General features: G+C 59.0%; 25 protein-coding genes and 2 pseudogenes. 15 read left to right on the top strand and 12 right to left on the bottom strand.

The features are described from left to right. Nucleotides 1-95 precede the first annotated feature (95 nt). Both E4Q23_RS21730 and E4Q23_RS21725 read right to left on the bottom strand, forming a co-directional pair. Entirely contained in the window at nucleotides 96-593 is a 498-nt protein-coding gene (locus tag E4Q23_RS21730; RefSeq protein ID WP_169068524.1) for a GNAT family N-acetyltransferase, read from the bottom strand. Next, nucleotides 594-872 carry a DUF1778 domain-containing protein gene (locus E4Q23_RS21725; RefSeq protein ID WP_169068523.1) on the bottom strand — a complete coding sequence of 93 codons (279 nt, stop codon included), beginning with the start codon at nucleotides 870-872 and terminating at the stop codon, nucleotides 594-596. 486 nt (nucleotides 873-1358) lie between these two features. Between E4Q23_RS21725 and E4Q23_RS21720 the strand changes: the two genes are divergently transcribed. Continuing rightward, the gene (locus tag E4Q23_RS21720; protein WP_169068522.1) at nucleotides 1359-2579 is read left to right on the top strand and encodes an IS110 family transposase; all 1221 of its coding nucleotides are present in this window, start codon (nucleotides 1359-1361) and stop codon (nucleotides 2577-2579) included. 457 nt (nucleotides 2580-3036) lie between these two features. Beyond that, nucleotides 3037-4257 (top strand): IS110 family transposase, encoded by a 1221-nt coding sequence (locus E4Q23_RS21715; protein ID WP_169068521.1) that lies wholly within the window; start codon nucleotides 3037-3039, stop codon nucleotides 4255-4257. 186 nt (nucleotides 4258-4443) lie between these two features. Here E4Q23_RS21715 and E4Q23_RS21710 read toward each other — a convergent pair. Continuing rightward, nucleotides 4444-4527: pseudogene (locus tag E4Q23_RS21710) on the bottom strand (type II toxin-antitoxin system YafQ family toxin); the annotation flags it as partial. A gap of 93 nt (nucleotides 4528-4620) precedes the next feature. On the opposite strand from E4Q23_RS21710, the gene E4Q23_RS23375 reads away from it, so the two are divergent. Beyond that, entirely contained in the window at nucleotides 4621-4923 is a 303-nt protein-coding gene (locus E4Q23_RS23375; RefSeq protein WP_211203894.1) for a hypothetical protein, read from the top strand. Here E4Q23_RS23375 and E4Q23_RS21705 read toward each other — a convergent pair. Then, on the bottom strand, nucleotides 4920-5567 hold the full coding sequence (locus tag E4Q23_RS21705) for a DNA-binding protein (RefSeq protein WP_169068520.1): 648 nt from the start codon (nucleotides 5565-5567) through the stop codon (nucleotides 4920-4922). The two genes, E4Q23_RS23375 and E4Q23_RS21705, sit on opposite strands and share 4 nt — an antisense overlap. Before the next feature lie 252 nt (nucleotides 5568-5819). Between E4Q23_RS21705 and E4Q23_RS21700 the strand changes: the two genes are divergently transcribed. Then, complete coding sequence (locus E4Q23_RS21700; protein ID WP_169068519.1) at nucleotides 5820-6125, top strand: integration host factor subunit beta; 306 nt, start codon at nucleotides 5820-5822, stop codon at nucleotides 6123-6125. On the opposite strand, the gene E4Q23_RS21695 is transcribed toward E4Q23_RS21700, so the two are convergent. Next, nucleotides 6107-6367, bottom strand: a complete 261-nt coding sequence (locus E4Q23_RS21695; RefSeq protein ID WP_211203896.1) for a CopG family antitoxin — start codon at nucleotides 6365-6367, stop codon at nucleotides 6107-6109. The two genes, E4Q23_RS21700 and E4Q23_RS21695, sit on opposite strands and share 19 nt — an antisense overlap. 261 nt (nucleotides 6368-6628) lie before the next feature. On the opposite strand from E4Q23_RS21695, the pseudogene E4Q23_RS24395 reads away from it, so the two are divergent. Beyond that, nucleotides 6629-6823: pseudogene (locus E4Q23_RS24395) on the top strand (type II toxin-antitoxin system RelE/ParE family toxin); the annotation flags it as partial. Between the two features lie 324 nt (nucleotides 6824-7147). After that, a complete protein-coding gene (locus E4Q23_RS21690; protein WP_169068503.1) occupies nucleotides 7148-7330 on the top strand; it encodes a hypothetical protein in 183 nt (60 codons plus the stop codon). 1106 nt (nucleotides 7331-8436) lie between these two features. Here the strand turns inward: E4Q23_RS21690 and trfA are convergent. The 3 genes from trfA to E4Q23_RS21670 are packed head-to-tail and all read right to left on the bottom strand — an operon-like array spanning nucleotide 8437 to nucleotide 10206. After that, nucleotides 8437-9264 (bottom strand): plasmid replication initiator TrfA, encoded by an 828-nt coding sequence (gene trfA / locus E4Q23_RS21680; RefSeq protein WP_169068517.1) that lies wholly within the window; start codon nucleotides 9262-9264, stop codon nucleotides 8437-8439. A gap of 16 nt (nucleotides 9265-9280) precedes the next feature. Continuing rightward, the gene (locus E4Q23_RS21675) at nucleotides 9281-9547 is read right to left on the bottom strand and encodes a hypothetical protein (RefSeq protein ID WP_169068516.1); all 267 of its coding nucleotides are present in this window, start codon (nucleotides 9545-9547) and stop codon (nucleotides 9281-9283) included. Beyond that, nucleotides 9544-10206, bottom strand: a complete 663-nt coding sequence (locus tag E4Q23_RS21670; RefSeq protein ID WP_169068515.1) for a ParA family protein — start codon at nucleotides 10204-10206, stop codon at nucleotides 9544-9546. The genes E4Q23_RS21675 and E4Q23_RS21670 overlap by 4 nt, the downstream gene beginning before the upstream one ends. A gap of 524 nt (nucleotides 10207-10730) precedes the next feature. On the opposite strand from E4Q23_RS21670, the gene E4Q23_RS21665 reads away from it, so the two are divergent. The 3 genes from E4Q23_RS21665 (at nucleotide 10731) to E4Q23_RS21655 (ending at nucleotide 12199) form a co-directional block, all read left to right on the top strand. Next, entirely contained in the window at nucleotides 10731-11129 is a 399-nt protein-coding gene (locus E4Q23_RS21665) for a hypothetical protein (protein ID WP_169068514.1), read from the top strand. Between the two features lie 357 nt (nucleotides 11130-11486). Next, entirely contained in the window at nucleotides 11487-11837 is a 351-nt protein-coding gene (locus tag E4Q23_RS21660) for a DUF6516 family protein (protein ID WP_169068513.1), read from the top strand. Continuing rightward, a complete protein-coding gene (locus E4Q23_RS21655; protein WP_043570634.1) occupies nucleotides 11834-12199 on the top strand; it encodes a transcriptional regulator in 366 nt (121 codons plus the stop codon). Before E4Q23_RS21660 ends, E4Q23_RS21655 begins: the two co-directional genes overlap by 4 nt. Before the next feature lie 206 nt (nucleotides 12200-12405). Here E4Q23_RS21655 and E4Q23_RS21650 read toward each other — a convergent pair whose 3' ends face one another. Continuing rightward, complete coding sequence (locus tag E4Q23_RS21650; RefSeq protein WP_169068512.1) at nucleotides 12406-12972, bottom strand: recombinase family protein; 567 nt, start codon at nucleotides 12970-12972, stop codon at nucleotides 12406-12408. Between the two features lie 183 nt (nucleotides 12973-13155). On the opposite strand from E4Q23_RS21650, the gene E4Q23_RS21645 reads away from it, so the two are divergent. From E4Q23_RS21645 to E4Q23_RS21620, 6 genes are all read left to right on the top strand, one after another. After that, on the top strand, nucleotides 13156-13407 hold the full coding sequence (locus E4Q23_RS21645; RefSeq protein ID WP_012806131.1) for an AbrB/MazE/SpoVT family DNA-binding domain-containing protein: 252 nt from the start codon (nucleotides 13156-13158) through the stop codon (nucleotides 13405-13407). Beyond that, nucleotides 13404-13799, top strand: coding sequence for a type II toxin-antitoxin system VapC family toxin (locus E4Q23_RS21640; protein WP_169068511.1), 396 nt, complete (start codon nucleotides 13404-13406; stop codon nucleotides 13797-13799). Before E4Q23_RS21645 ends, E4Q23_RS21640 begins: the two co-directional genes overlap by 4 nt. A gap of 11 nt (nucleotides 13800-13810) precedes the next feature. Further along, a complete protein-coding gene (locus tag E4Q23_RS21635; protein WP_169068510.1) occupies nucleotides 13811-14347 on the top strand; it encodes a transposase in 537 nt (178 codons plus the stop codon). A 220-nt stretch (nucleotides 14348-14567) separates the two neighbouring features. Continuing rightward, nucleotides 14568-15185, top strand: a complete 618-nt coding sequence (locus tag E4Q23_RS21630; RefSeq protein WP_169068509.1) for a recombinase family protein — start codon at nucleotides 14568-14570, stop codon at nucleotides 15183-15185. 314 nt (nucleotides 15186-15499) lie between these two features. Further along, the gene (locus tag E4Q23_RS21625; RefSeq protein ID WP_012806128.1) at nucleotides 15500-16177 is read left to right on the top strand and encodes a DNA adenine methylase; all 678 of its coding nucleotides are present in this window, start codon (nucleotides 15500-15502) and stop codon (nucleotides 16175-16177) included. Next, nucleotides 16174-17037 (top strand): hypothetical protein, encoded by an 864-nt coding sequence (locus E4Q23_RS21620; RefSeq protein ID WP_012806127.1) that lies wholly within the window; start codon nucleotides 16174-16176, stop codon nucleotides 17035-17037. Before E4Q23_RS21625 ends, E4Q23_RS21620 begins: the two co-directional genes overlap by 4 nt. Here E4Q23_RS21620 and E4Q23_RS21615 read toward each other — a convergent pair. Genes E4Q23_RS21615 through E4Q23_RS21605 form a run of 3 tightly spaced genes read right to left on the bottom strand, consistent with a single transcriptional unit; the run spans nucleotide 16984 to nucleotide 19383 of the window. Beyond that, nucleotides 16984-17655, bottom strand: coding sequence for a nitroreductase family protein (locus E4Q23_RS21615; RefSeq protein WP_012806126.1), 672 nt, complete (start codon nucleotides 17653-17655; stop codon nucleotides 16984-16986). The two genes, E4Q23_RS21620 and E4Q23_RS21615, sit on opposite strands and share 54 nt — an antisense overlap. Further along, the gene (locus E4Q23_RS21610) at nucleotides 17633-18238 is read right to left on the bottom strand and encodes a 7-cyano-7-deazaguanine synthase (RefSeq protein ID WP_012806125.1); all 606 of its coding nucleotides are present in this window, start codon (nucleotides 18236-18238) and stop codon (nucleotides 17633-17635) included. Before E4Q23_RS21610 ends, E4Q23_RS21615 begins: the two co-directional genes overlap by 23 nt. Beyond that, nucleotides 18235-19383: a PfkB family carbohydrate kinase gene (locus tag E4Q23_RS21605; RefSeq protein ID WP_336511755.1), complete on the bottom strand. Its 1149-nt coding sequence runs from the start codon at nucleotides 19381-19383 to the stop codon at nucleotides 18235-18237. Before E4Q23_RS21605 ends, E4Q23_RS21610 begins: the two co-directional genes overlap by 4 nt. Nucleotides 19384-19512 lie beyond the last annotated feature (129 nt).

The following is a 19512-nucleotide window of genomic DNA, read 5'->3' as shown; positions in this document are numbered from 1 at the left end:
CCCCATCTCTTTCTTTGTCTTGTTTGTTATAGCGTGGTTGTTTTTTTGAAGGCCAGAGCCATTTTCGGCGAAATCGTTACTCTCCGCTGCGATGCTCACTCCTCGCTTAAAGCCTGTTCGGCAGTGGTCAGCATGAGGCACATGGTCATCGGCTTGACGGGGGATTCGAGGAACCCGCGCGAACGATAGAAGCGCTTGGCGTCCTCGGAGAGGGCATGCACGAGCAGCGCGGTAATTCCGGCAATCTTGGCGGCCTGAAGCGCGCGCAGAATAGCGTCGCGCAGGAGTGCCGTGCCAATGCCTTCTTGGTGGTGCTCCTTATGGATCGCCAGACGGCCAAGCACGAGCACCGGAATCGGGTCTGGACGGTTTTGCCGCATAGACCTTGAGACTTCGCCGTGGCCGATGGCTCCGGCGGCGAGGCAGTAATAGCCAATGACGGCCTGCCCCTCGCACACAACGTAGGTGCGCGAAGAGCCGTTTGCCTGGTTCTTCAGCGCACGCCGCTTCAACCAATCGTCTAGCGATGGCTCGCCGCTTTCAAAGCCGTCAAGTTGGTGATGATCGGCGAGAGGTTCCGGCGACGACAACATTCAGTTTGATTCCCAGGGAACGGATGCCTTCAAGGTGCGGCGAAGCCTGTCGGTTGGAGCGGGCGGGGCATCGAGCATCGCCTGGAAGGCGGCAAAGCCGTTCGCATCGAGTGAAAAATAGGTCTGGTCGAGCAGCACGTCTTCGGCCTGGCGGCACGCGGCTTCGAGCATGAATTCTGAGCGACTGCGACCGAGACGATCAGCGGCCTGGTCGATCAGGTCGCGCTGCCCTGCTTTGGCGCGAATGCTGATAGTGATCGGTTCTTGAGCCTGTGACATAAGGCACCTCCTTGTAATACATTCATAGTACAAATATGTGTTGCAAAAATTCAACAAAAAATCCGCAAGCGCCCTTGTCAAAGAGGGATCTGGGCAAGGAAGGCGGCGACTTGGGAGTGGCGAAAGAGCAAGCGCGGGTTGAAGGCGAAGCCTTGAACCGTCGCGCCCTCCTTGCCCCGCGCTCGTGCGAAGCTGGGGCGCGGCCTCCGGCGGGAGCATAGCTGCCGCCACTAACGGTCATTGCAGTTGCGGCCGCCCCGGATCATGAAAGAAGATTCGAGTTGGGAGGCGATGGGTAGAGGTCGCGCAAAGTTTTGGCGGCTTGACCCCGCAAGCTAACGTGACCCGCTGAACCGACTCGTACCCCGGATTGCTGCCATCGAGCGCACACATTAAAAGGGCCGTTGGCGACGTGTCGCCTTCAGGCAACTTCGGTTCTGGCACCGACCGCCTCCCGCATTCAAGTTTATTGCGAAAGGAGACGGTATGGAACTGGTTCCGATCCACAAGCGGGTCATTGGACTCGACATCCATCAAGCCCAAATCACGGCGTGCGCGATCACCGAGGAATCGGGCGGCGAGACACGCATCGAACAGCGGCAATTTGGGGCCTTCAAACGCGACCGACGAGCGCTGGCAGCCTGGGCGGCGACGCTTGAGCCTGAGGAAGTCGTCATGGAAAGCACGGGCATCTACTGGAAGAGTCCGTATGCGGCGCTGGAGGCGGTGGGTATCCGGGCGACGGTGGTCAATGCCCGCCACGTCAAGCAGGTGCCGGGGCGCAAGACCGATGTCGGTGATGCCCAGTGGCTGGCCACCCTGGCGCGAGCCGGTTTGCTGCGTGCCTCTTTCGTGCCACCGGCCAAACTGCGCGAACTGCGTCTGATCGCTCGACAGCGGCAAAAGCTGGTCGGCCTGCTCTCGTCCGAGAAGAACCGCATGCACAAAGTGCTGACCGACGCCGGCATTCGCCTGGGTGTCGTCGTCAGCGACATCCATGGTCAGTCGGCACGGGCGATGATCAAAGGCCTCCTTGCCGGCGAGCCTCCCCAGGAGGTACTTAAGCTCGCCAGCCGACGCCTCAAGGCCAGCCGTGAGGAGTTGCATGATGCCCTGCAGGGCGAATTGACCGCGAGTCATGTGTTCGTTCTCGACGAACTGTTGCGGCATATCGAGGGACTGGAAGCGGGCATCGCCCGCTTCGACGCTCGCCTGCTCGGCGAACTGGCAAGCGAGATGAATGCGCTGGCGCTGCTGCAAACGCTGCCAGGCGTCGACGCTATCGGCGCCGCCATGCTGCTGGTCGAGATCGGCAGCGACATGAGTGCCTTTGGCTCCCCGGATCGCCTGGCTTCCTGGGTCGGCGTTTGCCCCGGCAACAACGAGTCGGCGGGAAAACGAAAGTCGGGGCGCGTGCGCAAGGGTAATCTCTACGTTCGCCGACTTCTCTGTGAGTTCGCTCACGCCGCCAGTCGGACCAAATCAGCGTTCCAGTCCAAGTTCCAGTCGCTGATCGTTCGCCGCGGTTACAAACGCGCCATCGTCGCTCTGGCTCACAAAATGTTGCGCACCATCTTCTTCATGCTCAAGCGTGGCGAACACTACCGGGATTCCGCCACCAACTATGAGCAGCTTTCCGTACAGCGCAACGCTTCTCGTTGGATCAAGGCCCTGACCCGCTTCGGCTTCATCCCCGCAGCCGCCTGATTCACGACAACCCATTTGCATGACCCCCGGTGGTCAGGTCTTCGTGCGTCTTCCAAGTGGCTTCTTGCACATTAACCTTGAAGACCGCAGAGTCGCGCAAGCGTCTCGAAGGCCTCGCCAAAGCGGAAGGCCTCGCGCGTGGTGGGGTCGCCTCAGAAAACGGAAAATAAAGCACGCTAGCGGCAAAGCTGTCAGGTTTAAGCCTAACGGTCATTGCGTGAGGCGGCTCGCGCCACCCCGGATGATGAAAGAGAATACGAGTGGGTGGAAACGGCAGAGGTCGAGCAATGAGATGGTGGTTGTACCCCGATGCCTAACGTGACCCGCTGAACCGACTCGTACCCCGGATTGCCTCGTGGAGAGCGCACGGTAAAAAGGCCGCAGGGGCAACCCTGCAGGTTGTTTCGGTCAAGCGCCGTTCCCACCCGTTTGTGACTTTACGGGAAAGGAGTGACGGATGGAACTGGCGAAACTGTACAAGCGGGTGGTCGGGCTGGACGTTCACCAGGCGAAGATCACGGCCTGTGCGATCACGGAAGATGAGGCCGGCCAGACGAGTGTCGAGTTGGCTGAGTTCGGCGGATTCAAGCGTGACCGCCAGGCGATGGCGCAGTGGGTGGCCGCTCACGGTGCCGAGATGGTGGTCATGGAGAGCACCGGCATCTACTGGAAGAGTCCGCATGCGGCGCTGGAACAGGTCGGGATCGTCGCGACGGTGGTCAATGCGCGGCACGTGAAGACCGTACCCGGCCGCAAGACGGACTGGGCGGATGCGCAGTGGCTGGCGATGCTGGCGCGAGCCGGCATGCTGCGCGCGTCTTTCGTGCCGCCAGCGCAGTTCCGGGCTTTGCGCCACGTTGGGCGGCAGCGCCAGCAACTGATCGGCATCCTTTCGAGCGAGAAGAACCGCGTGCACAAGATCCTCTCCGACGGCGGCATTCGTTTGTCGGTGGTGGTGAGCGACATCCACGGCGTCGCCGGGCGAGCGATGGTCAAGGCGCTGATCGCCGAGCACTCTCCCGCCGAAGTGCTGATGCTCGCCGGCAACCGTCTCAAGGCCGACCGTACGGAACTGCTCGATGCGCTCGATGGCGAACTCACCGCCGACCACCGCTTCGTGCTGCATGAATTGATCGCGCACGTCGAGGAGCTCGAACGCCGTATCGATCGTTTCGACCAGTATCTCCTCGATCAACTGGCGTCCTACCGAAGCATGCTGGCACTGATGCAGACCATCCCCGGCATCGACGCAGTGGGTGCAGCCTTGCTGCTGGTCGAGATCGGTAATGACATGAGCGCCTTCGGCTCGGTTGACCGACTGGCTTCCTGGGTGGGTATTTGTCCCGGCAACAACGAGTCCGCCGGAAAGCGCAAGACCGGACGAATACGAAAAGGCAATCCCTGGGTCCGACGCCTGCTTTGCCAGTTCGCCCACGCGGCCAGTCGGACACGATGTGCTTTCAAGTCCAAGTTCGAGGCGCTTCGCTTGCGACGAGGGCATAAGCGCGCCATCGTCGCCATCGCCCACAAGATTCTCAAAACGGTCTTCCTGTTGATCAGCCGACAGACGCACTACCGGGACTCGGCAACCGACTTCGAAGCCCTATCTGTTGCACGCAACGCCCCTCGCTGGTTGAAGATGCTCCAGAAGCACGGCTTTATCCCCGCTGCCGCCTGAGTCTCTCTTCCTGCCAGTTGCTCTGCATGGCATCAAGCGCCAGAGAGTCGCTCGCCTTCAAGAGGGTGTTCTTTCACGGTAAGGCGTTGGGCCTGAAACGTCAGACAAGGCTGAAAGCGGCCCTAATCTGACGTGACGTGAGCGTTCACCTGACGCCAAGTTGAAGCGTACTTCAACCGGACAGGCTCAACCGAAAAGCTCGCTGTGCGAGCCAAGCCGCGCCAGTCTGAGGGTGTCGGCATCCGACTTGCGGTAGATCAGCAGCAGGTCGTGCCAGCCAATGCCGCGATGTGCGCGCTCCAAGCGTGCGCATCAGGTTGCCTGATCGGTTCCCGTTGAGCACGCAGTGCGAATAAGGGCTTCGTGAAGAAGGACAACCCGCTTGCGGGTGGGCCTACTTCACATATCCTGCCCGGCGCTGCAGCGTTGTTCTACCTTTTTTTTACCGTTACTGCACCGTTGTTCTACCTTTTTTCTACCGTTGTTTTACCTTTACTGCACCGTTGTTTTCACAACACCAGCCCGGACAAACAACGGCGACAAAGCGCCGTAACCACGCTTTATCGCCGCCATGACCCTCTTGCGGCCACCCACCCAACTCCCCGCGCGACGACGATTTCCCGAAGAAAGCTGCCCGTTGCCGTGCCCCCCCTTCGCCAGGGTTAAGCGCTTGAACGCGGTTTCTTAAGTGCCGTCAGTTCGCCCTGCAAACGGGCAGCTTCCACCGCAGCGGCCTGGGCTTCGGCGCGTGCCGAAGTCACTGCTTCGCGTTCGGCCGTCTGTCGCGCATGGGCCCGCTCCAGTTCGCCCTTGAGGTCTTCGACCCGTGCCGCCAGTTCGCCGGCCTTGGCTTCGGCGGCGGCCATCCGTTCGGTCTGCGTCGCCCGTGCGGCCACGGCTTCGCGTAGTGCTTGTTCCAGCGTGGCGGCATGGTTGTCGGCCTGCTCTCTCTCGGCCTCCAGCCGGCCGATCGCCTGCTCCGCCTGGTCGAGCTGCGTCTGGATCGCCGCGATCTCTTCTCGCGTCGCCGCCCGCAGCGCTTCCACCTGCTGTCCGGCCTGTTCGTCGAGCAGGCCCCAGAACTCCCGGCCGAGACTCATCAGCCGGGCGACAGCGGGTTCCGGCAGTTCTACCGGCTGCCGCTGCTTCGGCGCCGCCTCCCGCCACTGGTCCAGATAGCGCTTGACCGTCGTATAGCTGCCCCCGCCGATCTCTTCCTGCACGTTCAAGATTGTCGGCGCCGTGCCCTGGTCCGTCAGGGCCTGTGCCACCTCGAAAACACGTTCTTGCGTCACCACCGCCTTGGCCATGATCTTATGTCCTTGAAAGAGTGTTCTGAAATTATCGTTATTACGATAATAATGTTACGGTAATTACCCTAATTTAGCAAGACAACGGGGAAGAATTTTGGCGGGAGCCGGGGCGCGAGCGCCGCGCCGCCGCCTCATTGCGAAGCGAGGCGAAAACAGCGGCTGGATCTGGGGTTACCGCCCCTCTGCACCGTTTCGTCCACGGATTCTGGGGATAACGGCCAGGGGCTGGGCCGCGTAGAATGCCGCCCCATGACCCGTTCCGAACTCATCGCCCGGATCACCGCCCGCTCGGCGGCGCTCACCGTCAGGGATGTCGAAACGGCGGTGAACGCCATTTTTGAGGGTATGACTGAAACCCTGGCGAACGGCGAGCGAATCGAGATACGCGGGTTCGGCAGTTTCCGTTTGACCTACCGGCCACCGCGCATCGGGCGCAATCCCATGACCGGCGACACCGTGCCGGTTCCAGCGAAGGCCCTGCCCCACTTCAAGGCGGGTCGGGAACTGGCGGCACGGGTGAATTCAGACAAGGGTCGTCAGGTGCCTGACGGCTGATGCACGGCCTCTTCGAGCGCCTTGCGGATAAAGCGCTGGTACGGCATCCCGGAACGATCGGCTTCTTCCCTGATGGCCGCGAACAGCGATTCCGACAACCGCATGGTGATGCTGCGATCCTTCGGCTGAAACTCGAAGCGCATCGGGGTCATGCGGGACAGGTCGTAATCGGTCAGGTCTGCCGTCGCGACAAAGTCTTCCGCCGCCTTATCGGTCGGCAGTCTTGGCAATTTCTTTTTCATGGCGTTCAACCGCCTTCGTCAAGGCAAATAGTGGCCTTGGCTGAGTACGGTCACCATCCGCAAAACGGCCCGCCAGGCGCGTCCGCGCGGGCTTGGCTACCCCATGGGGTTAGGCCAAGACAGAAAACCCGTCAGCGACCCGCTCTCGTCGTTCTACGGGGCATCCACGAGCACGGGTGCTCCACGATTCCCCTTTCCTCTACTCAATGCCTGGCCGTCCGGGGGGGCTGAGCGTTACGCTGCCTGGCGGCGGCGTCGGCAAACTTCGGCGACCACAAATTTTGCCGTGACGGCGTGTGGGAGCTGCGGATCGACGCCGGGCTGGGCTATCGCGTGTATTACGCGTAAGCGGGTCAAACGTTGGTGTTGGTGCTGCTGCTCTGCAGCTGCACCAAGCGCAGCCAAAGTTCTGACATCGAGAGGGCGGCAGAGTACTGGCCGACCAGGCGGCGCTGAACGCCACCACGCTTTACCGCACCCTCTCGCCGCAGGGCAACCCTGAGCTGCGCAGCCTTCCGCCCTTGCCTCTCCCTTTGCTGCTGGCTTATCAGCAGGGGCTGACGGGGGGTTCTGGAACAAACGGTCGAGACGCTCAGGCTCTTTCTGCTAAACCGCTTTTCCGGCGGTGGGTAGCCTCTGGTTCCTTCGAGTACTGCAAAGGATTGGATGCGCAACTGTTTGTTGCCTCCGTCCGGCCTCTGGCCGGGCGCTCGACAGGGTGGTTCCTCTGAGGCCGTAGGCCGATCACTTCTTAGTTTTCGGCTATGAAATGTGTCTCGGATGCCGTGCCACGAACAGCCCTTATTCGTTGGTTTTTGGCAGGGCTGCGAGGGTACGGCTGACGGTTACGGTGTCGCCGTTCCGATGGAGGCGATCGTGGCCTTGCGCCGCAGATTAGCGGCCTTGCCGATACGACATCCGGAGCGCCTGGCGCTGATGGACTTGATGGCCAAGCCCTGCTGAATCCGCAGCGATCGATGAAACTAATCGAGGAGATACGGGCAGCGTGACTGCCGCTGTGACCATCCGTACCGCGAACGCGATTGAGCGTCTCAACAATGTGCGTCCGTCTCACGTAATGTGGTTTGAGAATCACCGAATGTGCGTCTGGAGTCGCTATCCGTCTCAACTAATTTGCGTCAGAACGCCCCCTTGATTGTGCGTCTGGGCCGACATCATTTTGCGTCGCTACAGGTATCCATCATTGGCGTTTTCTACGGCGGCCAAGACTACGAAACGATCCTGCAAGACGATTCCGAAGGCTGAAGACGGCGATCAAACGGAACGGTTGACCGCACTTCGCTATCTGGCCGGGGCCTTTGGTGTGGAGTCGCATGGCTGGCCGACCAGGCGGCGCTGAACGCTACCACGCTTTACCGCACCCTCTCGCCGCAGGGCAACCCTGAGCTGCGTAGCCTTACGGCTATCCTGAAGGTGATGGGTGTGCGCCTTGCCGTTCAACCGGATGTTGGACTGAGGTAACGCCCTTGCTTGGCTAGCAATTGCTCTGGGAGAGGCTACAGCGTCTTTTGAGTGATAGTTGGCCCTTCCCTTCCCCGCTTGCCTCTTCCCTTGCTGCCGGCCTGTCAGCGGGGTTGACGGGGGTTCTGGCACAGACGGTTGATACGCCCAGGCTCTTTCTGCTAAACCGCTTTTCCGGCGGGGGGTAGCCTCTGGTCCCTTCGAGTACTGCAAAGGGCTGGATGGCCAACTGTTTGTTGCCTCCGTCCGGCCTCTGGCCGGGCGCTCGACAGAGGGGGTTCCTCTGAGGCCGTAGGCCGATCACTTGTGAAGTGTGAAGTTTGTCCGTGGAGCACGTGTGTTGTGGTTGGCTGGCATGTGTCGAACCCCGTGGCGCTTTCTTTTATTAGAAAAAGATTAAAGAAAGATTAGACCAAGAGGATTGGTTACAATAAGTGGTTGATTATAAATAGATAAATACACTTACTAACAACAAAAGTTATGTGTCGAACCCCGTGCCTTGCATGTGTCGAACCCCGTGCCTTATGTGTCGAACCCCGTGCCGGCATGTGTCGAACCCCCGTGTCGACATGTGTCGAACCCCGTGCCTACTCGTGGCGTGGCAAGGCGGCCGCCCGTTTTACTGTCACGGTGTCGCCTTCGATGCTGTAGCCGTGTAGGAAAGCTATTTTTACCAATTCGTCTAAAGCGGCGCGGCAAAGCCTCTTGAATTCAAACGTCCTTGCCGTCCGGCTTCCCGTTAGTCGTTGCAAAGTCGCCAGCTTGATGGGGTACGGTGTCCGGTGGCTGCTGTAGTAGGCATGGAGGGCTTGCGCTAGAGGTTTTCGCCGCAGTTCTAGCCGCTGCTGCCAGTCTATGGCAGTCCATTGTGTTTCCCCGTAGAGGCGCATCAATTCGCGGTTTAGCTCAATGGAGTAATGGCTTGTTAATTCGTCTTTGATGCCTGCTTTTATCAGTGCGCCAAAGTATGTTTTTCCTTCATGCGTGATTTGCACGGAACAGGCATTGAGCCTGGTTATCCCTTTGTGTAAGCGCTGGTGTTCATCGCCACCGGTGTTTAAGCCAAGAAGTTTGAGAAGGCTGTGCGCCGTGAATGCGCAAACATTTCCTAGCGGGTGTGCCTTTGCCAAATGAACCAAGTTTTCCCATAAGGTTAAATCCTCTTGGTTGAGTTGCTGTCCGGTATATTTGATGGTGATTCCCTGTTGGCTATAGAGGGTGGCACCGTCAATGTAAGTTCGGTCTTTACTGTGGATGGCGGAAAACAGGGCTGACCGGATGAAACTGTTCGGGGTGCCGCGCTTGGCCTCGGGCCAGAGCGGAAGCTGAATTAGTTCGGCTCGCTCGCGCTGTCGTGCGGTTTCCCTCAAGCGTTCAATGCTTGCGAAGAGTTGGTCTGGTTGCGGTTCGGTCATGCTTTCCCTCCTTCGCTTAAGCAATAGGCGGCTTGCCGTGCTTTATAAACCACTCATTGAGGGCCTCAGTCAATGCCTCTTGGGCGGTCAAGTGAAGGTCGGTGATAGTGTGTTTTAGTTGCTGACGTGCTGCCGATGGAACCCAAAACGGTAAGGCTACCCTGCCCGTTCTGGTCGCTGGGGTTTTGGTCTTCGGGTCGGTTGGCTTTGGATTGACGGCCTTGGCGGCTTCGGTGAAGGCTCCGGCTCCGGCGATGTTCATTTTTTGGCGTGGCTGGGTCATACAGTGGCTCTCTCTTTCTGCTTCGTGGTTGCAAGCAACATTGTGACATCACGATATAACAATGCAACTTCTTCGGCAGCCTTGCCTTGCGGGTCGTACTCGTGCACGGCGCGACCATCGACCAAGGCATCCTCAAGCGCCACCCAATCATGGACGACGGTTTGAAGCACGGTTGCCCCGATGCTTTCCAAGGCTTCCCGCGCTTCAGCGACCTTGCGCTTGCCACGTCTTGCTGCGTTGAGAACGATTGCGGCAGGTTTTCCGGTGGCTCTGACAATGACCAAAGTGGAAACCATCGCATCAAGGTCAAAAGTGGCTGGGCGACATGGGATGAGAACGGCGTCCGCGCTTTGCGCGGCCAAGGCTGCTTCCCTGTTGGCGTGGGGGGCTGTGTCAAGGATGAGCAGGTCAATCCCGTTTTCGATGCCGAGATTCTTGAGGTGTTCCAGATTGTCGGCGGTCGCTTTCGTCGCGTCGAGCTTCGGGCTTAGCTCGTTGCCTTCTGCACGACGGGCATTCCACTTGTAGGCGCTCGCCTGCTGGTCTAAATCGACAATGGCAGGGTGCAAGCCTTGTTGTCGAGCATATGCGGCCAAATGAACGGCGAGGGTTGTTTTGCCGCAACCGCCTTTTTGGCTGACTAACGCTAGGGTGAGCATGGTTGTAGCCTCTTTGTTGTGGTAGTGTGACATTGTGTGATTGCGCTATAACAATGCTGTTTGTATCATAACAAGTGTATAAGCGTCAATACTTCCCCGCGCACTTGTACGGCTGCGGCGCGGATTGAAGGCAAAGCCTGCGCCGTGGTTTTCGCCGCGCTCCAGCGAAGCGAGAGCGCGGCCCCGGCGGGAGTGAAGCTGCCGCCGCTGGTCAAACGGCGCGACCGGGCAGATAGGCAATGCTCCCAACCTAGCGCGCCATTGTCATAATTCGACCAGCAAACAAAGAAACGGGTTGCGCGCCTGGAAGGCTCCCGGCAGAATCCGTATCCCATTGATACGGATGTAAAATTTTATATGCAGCGATCTTTATGTCAACGTCGTTAACTCATTTTTCTAACTTCCTTTTTTTCTCACGCTTTTTTTCGTCAAGTCGCGTCTGACAGAAAAAAGCGTTCTCACGAACAGGTGTCCTCAGTTTCCCCCGCCTGATCGCCTGCCTGCTCGGCGGATACACCTCCAAAGTGCAGTCTGAACTGGACGCGTTCTTTGCCAACCTGGCCAACCGCGCCGATCTGATGCGAGAAGTCTCGGCGCAGGCCTTTGCCAAAGCCCGAATGCAGGTGTCGGTCGCAGCCTTTGAGGTCCTCAACGATCATTTCCTGGCCTTGGTCGATGCGCAGTTCGGCTTTCCCCTCTGGTACGGCCTGCGCGTCGTCGCCGGTGATGCCACAGTCCTGCGCTTGACCCTCTTCGGGAAGACCCGTGACGGCAAGCGATTCGTCCGCCACATAGTCGACGCCATTGGCTTCGCGCTCTATCTGCCCGGTATCGAAATGACCCTGGCTGCCAAGCTCTATTCCCCCCAACACCGGCGAGCGTCAGATGCTCTTCGAACACCTCGGCAAGCTCCGTTCCAATGACATCCTGGTACTCGACCGAGGTTACCCGGCCTACTGGCCCAGTGGGAGCGAAGCTCCAATTTGAGGCCACATAAGCATTTGCTGTTCCTTAATAGGTGTAGCGACGCAGGCATCACCTGAATATAGAAGAACGAAATTATTAGAGTCTTGGGCACGGGTTGAAGGCACAGCCTTGAACTTGTGCCGTGGCGAACTAGGGCTGGGCGCAGCCGTACACCATGCGCGGTGAAGCCCTGGCGAAGGTTGAAACACGAAAGCAACCGCGTTGATAGCAACGATGATCAAGCGCGAGGCGGTGCGACCACAATGACTTTTGCCGAAACGCTTGTGTTGATTATCAGTATGTGATACTGATAAATGATGCCGTCGCGCGATACCTCACTCGACAACCTCTTAGACCTGCATGGCCAGGTGCTGGTGATTGATGCCGCAGGCTATTGGGTGCGCTTCGTCGTTCATCAAGTGCCTGTGACCGCGCAGAAACCGCACGGTCTGGACTACGCGATGCCCATGCACGCGCCGGACGGCACGCGCCTGGTCGGGTTCGATAACGCCCACCAGGTTGAAGGAAAGCGCCGCGCCGAGCATGACCACAAGCGCCGCTTGCGAACGGTCAAGCCCTACGCATATCGCGACGCCCCCTCACTCGTCGCGGATTTCTGGTCAGAAGTCGAGGCCGTTATGCGCGAAAAAGGAGTCTGGTTATGAAAACGCTGAAAGTTGGCATTGCCTCGTATGAGGATATGAAGGCACGCACCATGGCTATCGCCAAGGGCGCACTGAAGCCCAAGGCAGGAGATCCGACGGTCTGGTTCACCTCGCCGGAAAGCTTCGCTAAGCTGCTGTCTAATCGCAACCGCACGCTGCTGGGCGTCATTGTCGATACGCGGCCAGAGTCGCTCAACGCCCTGGCTTCAACCACCGGGCGCACGGCAGGCAACCTGTCTCGCACCCTGCGGACAATGGAGCGCTATGGTCTTGTCCGCCTGCACAAAGGGGTGAGGGGCGCTGTCCGACCTGAAGTCCCGTACCGGGATGTCCAACTCGAAATGCGCCTTTCCAGTAGCTGAGGCTGGACGCGTAACATTGGCAGCGATGCTTTTGACGTTGGGGTCTGAGGCGCAGTTGCAGATGCTGGAGGCGGCGGCCACCACCATCGACCTGATCGAATCGAAGGTGCTGAGCCTGCTTGGGGAACTGGCTGTGCTGTTTCTGCCGGAGCTGCAGTCCGGGTTCACCAACGGCCTGTCGGCGGTTGAGCGGAAGAAGGAGCCAGTCAGGAGTCGGCTGCACTGGCCGATTGCAGGGCGGCATACAGCGCCGTCTTGCTCACCTTGAGCCGCGTTGCAGCCTCGCGGACGTTCAGCCCGTTGGCGATGTGATCCTGTGCCCGCTGCAACTTGTCGGCGGTAACGACCGGCTTGCGTCCACCTTTTCGCCCGCGAGCGGCGGCAGCGGTCAACCCGGCCTTGGTGCGCTCGCGGATCAAGTCGCGCTCGAACTGGCCCAATGCGCCGAACACATGGAAGATGAGCCGCCCGCCCGGCGTCGTGGTGTCGATGGCCTCAGTCAGCGAACGGAATCCAACGCCACGCGCTTCCAGTGCGGCTATCGTATCGATCAGATGAGGCAGGGAGCGCCCGAGCCGATCCAGCCGCCAAACGGCCAGCACGTCGCCGTCGCGCAGATAGGCCAGCGCCTCAGCCAAGCCGGGACGGTCGGCCTTGGCCCCGGAAACCGTGTCCTCGAAAATGCGCTCGCAGCCCGCCTTGTTCAGCGCGTCCGTCTGCAAAGCGGTGTCTTGTTCCGCAGTCGATACCCGCGCATAGCCGATCAGTGCCATTGTCATCCCTTTTGTCCGTCATTCCGTCCGCCTATCTTAATGTCCGACAACCCATTAAACAAGTGTTTTGCCGGACACTGTCCGGCTTGGCCGCCTAATGATCGTTTGACGGACATTGACCGTAAGGTATTTTTGCATTACGCTGCAAAGCGTCAACCTACGAGATTGCGAGGGCACAGCACCATGACCACATTGACTGTTACCGCACGGGGACAAGTGACGTTTCGGAAGGACGTACTGCAACACCTCGGCATCAGGCCAGGCGACAAGATCGAGCTGGACTTACTGCCAGATGGTCGGGGCGTACTCAAGGCGGCGCGGCCCGCTGGGACGATATCCAGCTTCGTCGGCCTGCTCGCGGGCAGGACGCAGAAGGTTGCCACCATCGAAGAAATCAACGAGGCGGCGGCGCTTGGATGGGCAGGCAAGAAATGAAGGTCGCAGTCGATACCAATGTCCTTGTGCGTGCTGTTGTGCGCGACGATCCCGTACAAGCGAACGTTGCCGCGACAGTTTTGACCGACGCCGAGTTGATCGCGGTAGCAACGCCGTGCCTATGCGAATTTGTTTGGGTGCTGCTCCGGGTATATGGCTTCCAGCAAGCCGACGCGGCCGGCGCGATCCGGGCACTACTTGCCGCTGCGAACGTGGAAGTGAACCGGCCCGCCGTGGAGGCCGGCTTGCTGGTGCTCGACACGGGCGGAGATTTTGCCGATGGCGTTATTGCCTACGAGGGCAATTGGCTTGGCGGGGAAACCTTCGTTTCCTTCGATAAGAAGGCGGTGGCACTTCTCACGGCTCAAGGGCAATCAACGCGCCTTTTGTGACGGACATGAGCATGAACGAATTCCGCCGACTGGCCGCGAAGATCGACCAGCACATGCAACAGCTTGCCGCCCAGGGCGTCAGCGAGGCCCATGCCGTCATCAATCGCATGATGGGGTACGTGCCTGACCTGCACAGGATATGGGTCGGCACGACCGACCAGCAACTCATGGCGCTGTCCCGCGAGCTCCCAGGGTTCTACCGCTACGCCCGCATCATGGAAGAGGCGTCCGAAGCCGAACGCAACAAGGCATCGCGGCCCTATGACGGCATGGCCGAGTTCTCCGAACAGCACAAGCAAATGGGAGCGCAACTGCTGACCACTGCGGCCACGCTTGAGCGCGGCTACCAGGCATTTCGTGCGAGCGGCAACCTGCAAGTCTTCCGGCCTCAGCTCGACGAGCTGGGCCGACTGCATCGGCAATGGCTGTCCGACCTGGACGCCTTCAAAGACTCGCTGCGTGCGCAGGGCGCAGAACCCAAGGTGCTGGAATACGTGAACGAGGTGTTCGGCCGCCTGGTCGAGCACATCAAGCAGCTTGCCGGGTGATCGCCGGAATTTCCGGCGGTTCCGGCTTCGTCGCGCCGTGCATTGGACTTCTGAGCAATCCCAGCCCCTCGCGGCGTTTCGTGCATAGAACTCCTGACCTTTGACGGTCAGAAATCCGCTGCGCACACGGCGGCCAGCCCAATGAACTGGTGCAGTCGTCTTCTGAAAATGACAAGCTCACGCTGTCACATAATCGAACGTATATGTGACAGGTGAAGAGATGTTGATCGGCTATATGCGGGTGTCGAAAGCGGATGGATCCCAATCCACCGATCTGCAGCGCGATGCATTGATCGGCGTCGGGGTGAGTCCTTCACATCTCTACGAAGATCTGGCTTCAGGCAGACGAGATGATCGACCGGGATTGGCTGCTTGCCTGAAAGCGCTCCGTGAAGGCGACACGCTGATCGTGTGGAAGCTCGATCGGCTCGGCCGTGATCTGCGCCATCTGATCAACACCGTGCACGACCTGACTGCGCGTAGCGTGGGATTGAAGGTCCTGACGGGTCACGGTGCGGCGGTCGACACGACAACCGCCGCGGGCAAGCTTGTGTTCGGAATTTTTGCTGCGCTGGCCGAATTCGAGCGGGAGTTGATTTCCGAGCGGACCGTGGCCGGACTTGCCTCGGCACGCGCCGCACGCGGCAGGAACGGCGGGCGGCCGTTCAAGATGACCGCCGCGAAACTGCGATTGGCTATGGCGGCGATGGGGCAGCCGGAAACCGTGGTTGGTGATCTGTGTGGGGAACTCGGCGTCACTCGACAGACGTTGTACCGGCACGTCTCGCCAAACGGCGAGTTGCGTCCAGATGGACTGAAGTTGCTTTCGCGGGGATGATCTTAGCCTGGAGGTGGATTGCTCACTACGGCAAATTGTCGTCAGCAAGCCACAAAAAGTCAGTGGCCGCTTATGGTTTGGAGCGGCCAGCCAGACCCGTTACTGGGGTTGTAAGCCGGAACCTGTGGTTCCGTGGGAGTGGCGACGTGTCAAGCGTGGCGGATAACCTGCGGCACTACGCTTGCCGTTGATTGTTGCCGAGGTTTCACGCTTCTTGATTCGACGGCTTCCTAAGCGACGGTTTGCCGTATCGCTGGACGACATTTTCCTTTCATCAAGTTGACATCATCGTCAGTTCTGGCGATGATCAACCTATGCGTTACCCAGGGGGAAAAGGCAAGTGCTTCCAGCGGTTGATCAATCTGATGCCGCCGCACTCGATCTATATTGAGTCTCATCTTGGCGGTGGCGCCGTCATGCGCAACAAGCGACCGGCAAGGCGGAACATCGGAATCGACGCCGATAGGTCCGTCATAGAACGGTGGCACCGTGAGCGCCCAACACCTTGCGAGCTTGTGCATGGGGATGCAGTTGCCTTCCTTGAACGCTTCACGTTTTCAAGTGGCGAACTCGTCTATTCGGATCCTCCCTATCTCGCAGAGACGAGACGCAACGGAAAGATCTACCGTCACGAGTATTCTGATCGAGACCACGATCGCCTTCTTTCGATCCTGGCGGCTTTGCCTTGCATGGTGATGGTCTCCGGCTATGACAGCGAGTTGTATCGCGAATGGCTGGCTGACTGGCGATTGGTGACCTTTTCGGCAAAGACCCATTTCGGTGTTCGGCAGGAGTGCGTGTGGCTGAACTTCGAAGAGCCATCAGAGTTGCACGACGCTTCGTTTTTCGGCGCCTCCTTTCGTGAGCGGGAGGCGACGAAACGACGTCACTCCCGGATGCTGGGCCGTTTCGACCAAATGAATCCTGTCGAACGCAACCATGTTTTGCAGTTACTAAATGAGCGCTTTGGGAACGGACATGTGACACGATGAGACAGTCAGCACCAGTGCTACTTGGCCATACGGTTGTACAGATCGATCTGCCAAACGCCGAATCGGATGTCCTCCCCGGCTTGCCGTGGGGCGCGATCGAAGCATTCCCAACCCCAGCGTATTGGGCATATCAGGTCATGGCACGTCGCGTCACCAGCGGGCCGGCCAAGCACCGCCTTGGCGAGACTCTGGCCCAGGAAGTAGCAGCATGCCTTCTCGGCGGCCATGGAATCCCAGCGAATGTCGGACTTGCCGCTTTCCAGCGACTCAAATCCCTAGGCGTGCTCCACTCGACGCCATCGGAGGCCGATCTGTTCAGCTTGTTGTCTGAGCCTTTGCAGGTGAACGACCGGCGAATCAAATACCGCTTTGCTCGGCAGAAGGCGAGCTACCTGAGTTCAGCTTTGGCCCGCCTTGCCAGCGGATCGCCACCCCTCGATTCCGGCAAATCGCTGCGAAACTGGTTGCTCAGGTCGCCTGGAATTGGGCTCAAGACGGCATCTTGGATTGCGCGAAATTGGCTCACCGCAAACGATGTGGCCATCTTGGACATCCATGTCCTTCGTGCGGGCGCATTGGGCGGATTCTTCGATGAATCGCTCACTGTTGAACGCAACTATCTGGAGCTGGAGTCCCAGTTTCTGCGATTCAGCCAAGCGATCGGGGCCTGGCCTTCGGAGCTGGACGCTGTTTTGTGGTTTGAAATGACGAACTCCCCTCTTAGCGTGAGCGAACTCATGGGGGGCCGTCGCAGTCGGGTGCGACCTAGTGTCCCAGATACGGCTTCTTCGGGTGCCTCGTCAGCGCTACGAGCCGGCAAAAGCTACACCGACCCCCACCAAGCCAACCTCATCGAGTAACTGAGAGACCCACGGTTCTCCAGTCACTCCGAGCGGGCAGAAGCTCAAATCGAGCGCTTCCGCCGACATAGCGAGAAATCCCAGCAGTACGCCGGCATCCCGCCAAATGAGGCTTGCAGGATGAGCATACCTGGCTGCAACTTTGCCGACCTCAGCAGCGAATACGATAAGCGTTGCGTCGGCGGCCGGCACGATCGCCTCCATCGCGATGCGAGCCTCCCGTGGGTCTGAATTCGCTTTGACTGCCTTCAGAGCATGCGTGAATGCGTCGTACCTGTACCAAGTAGCTTCACCGGGGTTGATCAACAAGAGGTGAATCGGATGGATGGCGCCGGCAGAAGGCGTTGGTCGGCGTGTAATCGGAAATCCGAGCGAAGCCTCGCCCGTCTGGTGTACTCGGCAACTGAGGTCTAGAAGGGCGCCGAGGTGTTCACTTTTCAATTTACCAAAGCTGCGGCGAGTACGCCGTCTGGCAACTAATTGCGCGAAGGATAGTTCATCGACGCTACCAGGCTGCCACGCCGGTAACGGAACGGCTTCTCCGTCTGGCCAGACGATCGGAATGTAAGGATCCGGCGCTGGCAGAGGGCGCGGATTACCCAGATCGAACCAATTCATTGCCCAGTTCTCGAAGAACCTCGAAATACTTGTTACAACCTCTGCATGCGCCGCAAGCCACGTCCGCCTTGTGGCAACTGTGAGCCCATGCAAGTATCTCAAGCGGTACGCCGGATTGGCGTACGAGATCCACAGTGCTCATGCCAATGGCTGGGGCCGATACCGTCAGTCCACCTTCCTGCACAGCGAGCAAGGCGCTCATGGCGGACAAGAAGTTAGGCGTGCCGTCACGGTGAGATGCGTCGGATGCGACGGTTCCTAACCAAAGCTGCCTCACTTCAAGCGTGACAGCCTTCATTGCAGCCAGGGTTATGAGCAGTTGATTGCGATAGGGCCACCAATCGGTAGCGGGTGCTAAGGCGTTGGGTTCAAGGCCGGCCATGTCGCCAGACCCGAGGGAATGGCAATCAACTTGCAGGACATGGTGAGGGATACGCAGGCGGCGGCAAATCGCTTGGGAAGCGGTGATTTCTGCGGCGGCTGGAAGTTGCCCATAGTCGATGGTGATCGCGATGTCAGGGTGCTTCCACCAAGCGATAGAGATCGAGTCCATCCCACCTGAAAGCAGCAGTGCGGCGGTCATAGGGCGCAAGCTGTCCAAAGCGTCTGGTAGATGGCAGTGGCGTAATCGTCGCACAGCGTGCAGCCTGAACCTCCCATCATTTTCTTGTTTTCGTCAGTTTCGTTCTCACAGTAGAAGATGACGGGTTTCGCCTTGGCGCAGGTGTAACCCACCTCATAGATCGTTCCAGAATCCAGGCCGTCTCCAATCGCAAACACCAGATCGGCTTTATCAATTCCTTCAAGGTCCAGTTGGACGACATCATCCGCTGATCCATGGCCGACCTCGTGGTAAGGCGAGAACACGCGTAGTCCCATTGCTTTGAGATCGGCTAGGGCTTGTTCGACGAGCCATAATTGCGCCAACGTAAAAAATGGTCCGGCCAAATAAACCAAGGGCCGGTAGCCAGCAAGATAGGCCTTCGACACGACTACGGGTTTGGGCTTGAAAGCGTTCAAGAGATCCGGCGTCGCGAACCCCCTGGTTTGGCAGTAGTAGGCTGTCCCTTGCGAAGCCAAGTCGGCGCTCTCGACAGGCGATTTGCCTTCGTTCATCCAATGAAAGGCGAAATGGGCCACGAAGTTATCGCCAGAACCGATCTTCCAGACTCGCTTAGTTTGGTAGGCGGGGACACGGTGACCTGCGGCTCCATCATGAACCAGCGATCCCTCGGCACCAAGCTTGATGACGACGACCTGTGCCTCACTATGCTGAATGAGGTGTTCAGCCAGATTCTCTGGAGATCTGCCAGGAAGTCCAGTCATGGATTCGGCTTCGCGCCTGTTCAGGATGAGGGCAAGATTGTCAGCGGTGGATCCGTTGGTGCAGAACAGTTCAGGAGAACTCGCGCTTTGGGGGTCGTAGACGACCTGCCCCCCTTTTACAATGGCGTCGCCTTCCAAGAGCCCAAAACGAACGATCCGGTCCGCGGTGACACTGAGAGGGGGCTCTTGTTTCCCGAGCCCGTAGATACGAGGCGTTTCCAGACTATGGTGATACTCGAAGGCGATAGACTGGCTAACTTGCGTAGGAATTACATGGAAGTCTTCTAGCGCTGCACGCGATTCCAGAACTTCCTGGGCTAGCGTATCCACATAGGTGTACAGGTCCACCTGGCCGCCCATGCAGCTGATCGCAGAAGCCGCCCTGCCTGCGGAGCCAAACACCTCTTTCCATCCGGGCCACATGCACCTTTCACGATAGACGCCACCTACCACGGCAATTCGGGAAGGTACTCGTCCGTTCCCGCTCACTTGGCCCTGACCCGAACTTTGACTTGCCCTTCGTTCTTGTCT

It is taken from the genome of Candidatus Accumulibacter phosphatis, from assembly GCF_012939955.1.
In the GTDB taxonomy this organism is placed as follows: Bacteria; Pseudomonadota; Gammaproteobacteria; order Burkholderiales; family Rhodocyclaceae; genus Accumulibacter; species Accumulibacter delftensis.
Note: the sequence above shows the minus strand (reverse complement) of the source record. Positions and strands in the feature narration are given on the sequence as shown.

Bases quoted from the DNA above. Each gene is read 5' to 3' on its own strand.
- E4Q23_RS21725 (WP_169068523.1), bottom strand. From the start codon at position 872: ATGTCACAGGCTCAAGAACCGATCACTATCAGCATTCGCGCCAAAGCA.
- E4Q23_RS21705 (WP_169068520.1), bottom strand. From the start codon at position 5,567: ATGGCCAAGGCGGTGGTGACGCAAGAACGTGTTTTCGAGGTGGCACAG.
- E4Q23_RS21645 (WP_012806131.1), top strand. From the start codon at position 13,156: ATGACCACATTGACTGTTACCGCACGGGGACAAGTGACGTTTCGGAAG.
- E4Q23_RS21640 (WP_169068511.1), top strand. From the start codon at position 13,404: ATGAAGGTCGCAGTCGATACCAATGTCCTTGTGCGTGCTGTTGTGCGC.
- E4Q23_RS21660 (WP_169068513.1), top strand. From the start codon at position 11,487: ATGATGCCGTCGCGCGATACCTCACTCGACAACCTCTTAGACCTGCAT.
- E4Q23_RS21695 (WP_211203896.1), bottom strand. From the start codon at position 6,367: ATGAAAAAGAAATTGCCAAGACTGCCGACCGATAAGGCGGCGGAAGAC.
- trfA (WP_169068517.1), bottom strand. From the start codon at position 9,264: ATGACCGAACCGCAACCAGACCAACTCTTCGCAAGCATTGAACGCTTG.
- E4Q23_RS21730 (WP_169068524.1), bottom strand. From the start codon at position 593: ATGTTGTCGTCGCCGGAACCTCTCGCCGATCATCACCAACTTGACGGC.
- E4Q23_RS21715 (WP_169068521.1), top strand. From the start codon at position 3,037: ATGGAACTGGCGAAACTGTACAAGCGGGTGGTCGGGCTGGACGTTCAC.
- E4Q23_RS21630 (WP_169068509.1), top strand. From the start codon at position 14,568: ATGTTGATCGGCTATATGCGGGTGTCGAAAGCGGATGGATCCCAATCC.
- E4Q23_RS21620 (WP_012806127.1), top strand. From the start codon at position 16,174: ATGAGACAGTCAGCACCAGTGCTACTTGGCCATACGGTTGTACAGATC.
- E4Q23_RS21670 (WP_169068515.1), bottom strand. From the start codon at position 10,206: ATGCTCACCCTAGCGTTAGTCAGCCAAAAAGGCGGTTGCGGCAAAACA.
- E4Q23_RS21655 (WP_043570634.1), top strand. From the start codon at position 11,834: ATGAAAACGCTGAAAGTTGGCATTGCCTCGTATGAGGATATGAAGGCA.
- E4Q23_RS21610 (WP_012806125.1), bottom strand. From the start codon at position 18,238: ATGACCGCCGCACTGCTGCTTTCAGGTGGGATGGACTCGATCTCTATC.
- E4Q23_RS21650 (WP_169068512.1), bottom strand. From the start codon at position 12,972: ATGGCACTGATCGGCTATGCGCGGGTATCGACTGCGGAACAAGACACC.
- E4Q23_RS21615 (WP_012806126.1), bottom strand. From the start codon at position 17,655: ATGAATTGGTTCGATCTGGGTAATCCGCGCCCTCTGCCAGCGCCGGAT.
- E4Q23_RS21675 (WP_169068516.1), bottom strand. From the start codon at position 9,547: ATGACCCAGCCACGCCAAAAAATGAACATCGCCGGAGCCGGAGCCTTC.
- E4Q23_RS21700 (WP_169068519.1), top strand. From the start codon at position 5,820: ATGACCCGTTCCGAACTCATCGCCCGGATCACCGCCCGCTCGGCGGCG.
- E4Q23_RS21635 (WP_169068510.1), top strand. From the start codon at position 13,811: ATGAACGAATTCCGCCGACTGGCCGCGAAGATCGACCAGCACATGCAA.
- E4Q23_RS21720 (WP_169068522.1), top strand. From the start codon at position 1,359: ATGGAACTGGTTCCGATCCACAAGCGGGTCATTGGACTCGACATCCAT.
- E4Q23_RS21690 (WP_169068503.1), top strand. From the start codon at position 7,148: ATGCCGTGCCACGAACAGCCCTTATTCGTTGGTTTTTGGCAGGGCTGC.
- E4Q23_RS21625 (WP_012806128.1), top strand. From the start codon at position 15,500: ATGCGTTACCCAGGGGGAAAAGGCAAGTGCTTCCAGCGGTTGATCAAT.